Source organism: Photobacterium pectinilyticum (assembly GCF_024357955.1).
GTDB lineage: Bacteria > Pseudomonadota > Gammaproteobacteria > Enterobacterales > Vibrionaceae > Photobacterium > Photobacterium pectinilyticum.
The window spans coordinates 1-3,485 of record NZ_JANEYT010000149.1 but is presented as its reverse complement, the minus strand read 5'-3'; the positions used below and the strand labels follow the sequence as shown (position 1 = coordinate 3,485).

Below are 3,485 nucleotides of genomic sequence, written 5' to 3'. Positions count from 1 at the left end.
CATGGTACATATCATGCGATAAATAAGAAGCATCTACCACGCTATCTTGCAGAGTTCTGTTTTAAGTTTAATCGGCGATTTAACATGGGAAAGATGTTGGAACAGCTCATTTATTCAGGCATTCAAACAGCACCGATGCCTCAACGTTTACTTAAATTAACTGAGGCTCGGTGGTAATCAGGTACGGTTATGAGTAAGATCTGATCCGTAAGTACGTAATTGGTTCAAAATAATTTAGGCAACAAAGCCCCTTAGATGCTTACATTTAAACACCTCAGAAATAGCAGACTCAAAGTATTTTCCACCCCCACCGCTAAGAATACAAATATCCGGTTTCACTCCATGACGTAAACTTTATATTATTTCAGTAATAGCAGCAGTAGCAACTACTGCACTTGCTCTGTCTAAATAATATTTTAATAAAAATTCCTCTCCAGAAACCCAAATAGATTCTTCATCTTTTTGGAAGGCCATTTCTATTTGATCAATACTTGGTGCACAAGCGTAATCTTCTCTAATGAAGAAAGACATTGTTTCAAGTAATTTAGAAACTGCATTGGTAGAAGTACCCTTTGAACTTTTCTGCATGGTTTCTTTATTAATAATGATCCAATCAGTGGAATAAAAACCCGGATCACAAATAATATCCATACCTGACTTAAATAGCTTTAATATTTTAGGGTCATTGGTGGAGCGGATAGCATGAAGGTATGTGCCTGAAGGCTGCGGAATTAATAATACTTTCTTCACGACAATTTATTTTTTCTTGATACCTGATGAGCACCCTCTAAAATAGAAATAAACTTTTCCCTTCGATCAATATCATGAAACTGATCGACAGGTAAACCGTTATAAGCACATCAGTAACACTACGTTTTGTTGCAACTAATGCTGCAAGGAATAGTGCTTTGTACGCGTTAGAAGATGGGTAAACCTCATCTCCAACAAGAACTTTGATTGCTTTCAGGTCTTCGCCTGTAGCTGACTGGGGCATCTTTGATTCTGGTGCAGCACCGATAGGCATGACGAGACTATTCACAGGCTCTATATCAAAAGAGCCGTCCTTTGAAACCATACCCATGGTAAGTTTCACGTTCGAATAACCTATATCCATTCCAAGTGCAAAAAGGTCACTTTAATTTGAAGTATTGAATGACATAGTTTTTTCCTTTCTCAGACATAAATAACCACTTCAAAGTACAACTTTTCGCATAACAACAATGCTTTCCCTTCTTGCGATTTTGGCTAAAAAACGCAAAACCTCAAAAAAAGACACTTTTAACGGCAAAAACGGAAAATTTCTGTTTGACGGTTCTGCCATGGCAATTAAAGGGCAAAAAAATGACACTTTCCGTCACCAAATAACTCTCTTCTACATTAAACTCTCTACATTTACTCAAAACTACACAAAATTGTATATTTGCACGTTACACCTTGAGCATTGCTCAAAAAAATCAATGAATTAAAAGCAAAAAGTGAACATCAATCCTTAACTTGGCCAACCCAAGGTGCCCAACAAAAAGAGCATGCACTCAATGGTCATAAAATTGACACGCAGGTTATGTTAACACATTGACCACTTGTGATGGACCGACACAAACCTCAGAGCAACAGAAGTTCCGTGACTTTAAGCACAAATTTAACAATGCCACAGCAAACCGACTGGAGTTCCCCGAACTGGTCAAATTCAGAGCAATTTTTTAATTGATATAAAATTAGACTTTACCCTACCAAATGTCCAGATAGATAGGCACGAGACATTTAAGAATGTCAGCATTGGGTAATATAATTAGATTTCGACAAAAATTCGAAACTTTTAGCACTAAATGTCCAGATAGATAAGCACAGGCCTTTAAGAAAGTCAGCATTGGGTAATATAATTAGATTTCGACAAAAATTCGAAACTTTTGGCACTAAATGTCCAGATAGATAGTAATAGGGGCTGTTTTTTTACACTGTACTGCTACGATAAAACAGTGACACCGGTTAAGTCCTATCTATCTGGACATTAGGTGGAAATTGTTTGTTTAATGAACTTGATTTATCTGGCGGAATTGCGGCCTAATGTCCAGATAGATATATAGCTGGTATTGACGCGCAATTCTGGCTTTTGATTTTTGGTTTGAAAACAGGTGTAGAGATAATGAAAAACCTTAAGGATCTAATGCTCCCTGGATCGGACGGGGAAGAGCATCGGTTAGATCTTGACTTCAACGATCTTAAAGAACATCAAGATAAGTTGATTCAGTTTTTGTATGAGGTCGCAGACGAACTCAGAGATACCATCGATGTAGCCGCTAGAAAAACATCCGATCAATTTTGGCAGGTCAATAGGACAGCCAGAAGTACTGCACCTGAACAAGAGCAGGGAAGGTTTGGCACGAGGGTGAAAAGACGATCGCGTAGATCGCTTGAATTCCACTGGTACATAAACCGGTTCTGGGCCGATAAGTCTTCCAGTTTAGAAAAAAAAATGAGAATTGCCTCAACACACCTGAGTCGTGCATACAAGTATCATCACGATATGAGGCAGTTTAAGTCAGCACCGGAGTGGGAACAGTTTGCAATCCAGATAGCCGAGAATCGGTACAAGCACCTTCGACAACAGAACGAAGCCTTAACCCAACTCGTTAACGTGATCGGCAAGCTGGAGAGGCTACAGGCTAAATTCATGAAGGAAATTGAATAGGAGGCATGATGGACAACAACTATGGTTCTGTCACACCGACAGAGTTAGCCAAGCTAGGCAAGTGCGATCTGCTTATACAACCCAGTAAGAAACCCAGAAACACTAAAACTTCCCTACGAATGTCCCAGACAAACATTCGTACCGAAAAAGGCGAGCAGTTACATCAGGAATTCGAAGCAGAAGCAAAGTACTTCATGAACAATTCATTCAGAAAGAAGTCACGATCAGCTTTGTATATTTGGATTGTCTTAATCATAATTATCGGCTCGGCTTTATACGACGCCCTATATACATAAGGACATTGAATATTGGCTAAATTTTTTAAAAGCCGTTTAATCACTGAGTCATCATTCGAATTAGTTACTGTAACAGACACCGTCCTCCTAATAAGAGATTTAGATGATGGCAACCGTTCTGTAACCAACGATTCTGGCCGAGTAATAAAGGTATTGATTAAACAGGCCAACCTAACAACCCAAAAAGTATTTTACAAAGATACCGATGGCAGATATGACGAACTCCAACACAACTCAAAAGAGTTCACCGGATATAAACCCTGTAGCGAACACCAACAATACTTTCTTCAGTCACTAATGATTTAACAATGTCGCAGTATTACTTTCGTAGAGTAACTATTACATTAGTTACTCTACTAGTAATGTCCTAACATAACTTTCGTAAATACAAACTAATCTTTTATTTGATTGTTAATTGCTTTGGCCCGATTTCAGATAATAAGTGCGACATTCATGGAAAGGTGTAGAAGAGGAAGCCAACTGCTGAAAGTGGTACGCTC

The 3,485-nt window shown here is 38.6% G+C and carries 3 protein-coding genes and 1 pseudogene; 2 read left to right on the top strand and 2 right to left on the bottom strand.

Going from position 1 to position 3,485, the window contains the following annotated elements:
• Nucleotides 1-177 (top strand): annotated as a pseudogene (locus tag NHN17_RS25450) (IS1595 family transposase); the annotation flags it as partial.
• A gap of 177 nt (nt 178-354) precedes the next feature.
• Here NHN17_RS25450 and NHN17_RS25445 read toward each other — a convergent pair.
• Both NHN17_RS25445 and NHN17_RS25440 read right to left on the bottom strand, forming a co-directional pair.
• Nucleotides 355-750 (bottom strand): acetate and sugar kinases/Hsc70/actin family protein, encoded by a 396-nt coding sequence (locus NHN17_RS25445; RefSeq protein ID WP_255045463.1) that lies wholly within the window; start codon nt 748-750, stop codon nt 355-357.
• Between the two features lie 37 nt (nt 751-787).
• Entirely contained in the window at nt 788-1,093 is a 306-nt protein-coding gene (locus NHN17_RS25440) for a hypothetical protein (protein ID WP_255045462.1), read from the bottom strand.
• 1,050 nt (nt 1,094-2,143) lie between these two features.
• Between NHN17_RS25440 and mobI the strand changes: the two genes are divergently transcribed.
• A complete protein-coding gene (mobI, locus tag NHN17_RS25435) occupies nt 2,144-2,689 on the top strand; it encodes a conjugative transfer protein MobI(A/C) (RefSeq protein ID WP_255045461.1) in 546 nt (181 codons plus the stop codon).
• Nucleotides 2,690-3,485 lie beyond the last annotated feature (796 nt).

Coding starts and splice junctions, on each gene's coding strand:
- mobI (WP_255045461.1), top strand. CDS start 2,144: ATGAAAAACCTTAAGGATCTAATGCTCCCTGGATCGGACGGGGAAGAG.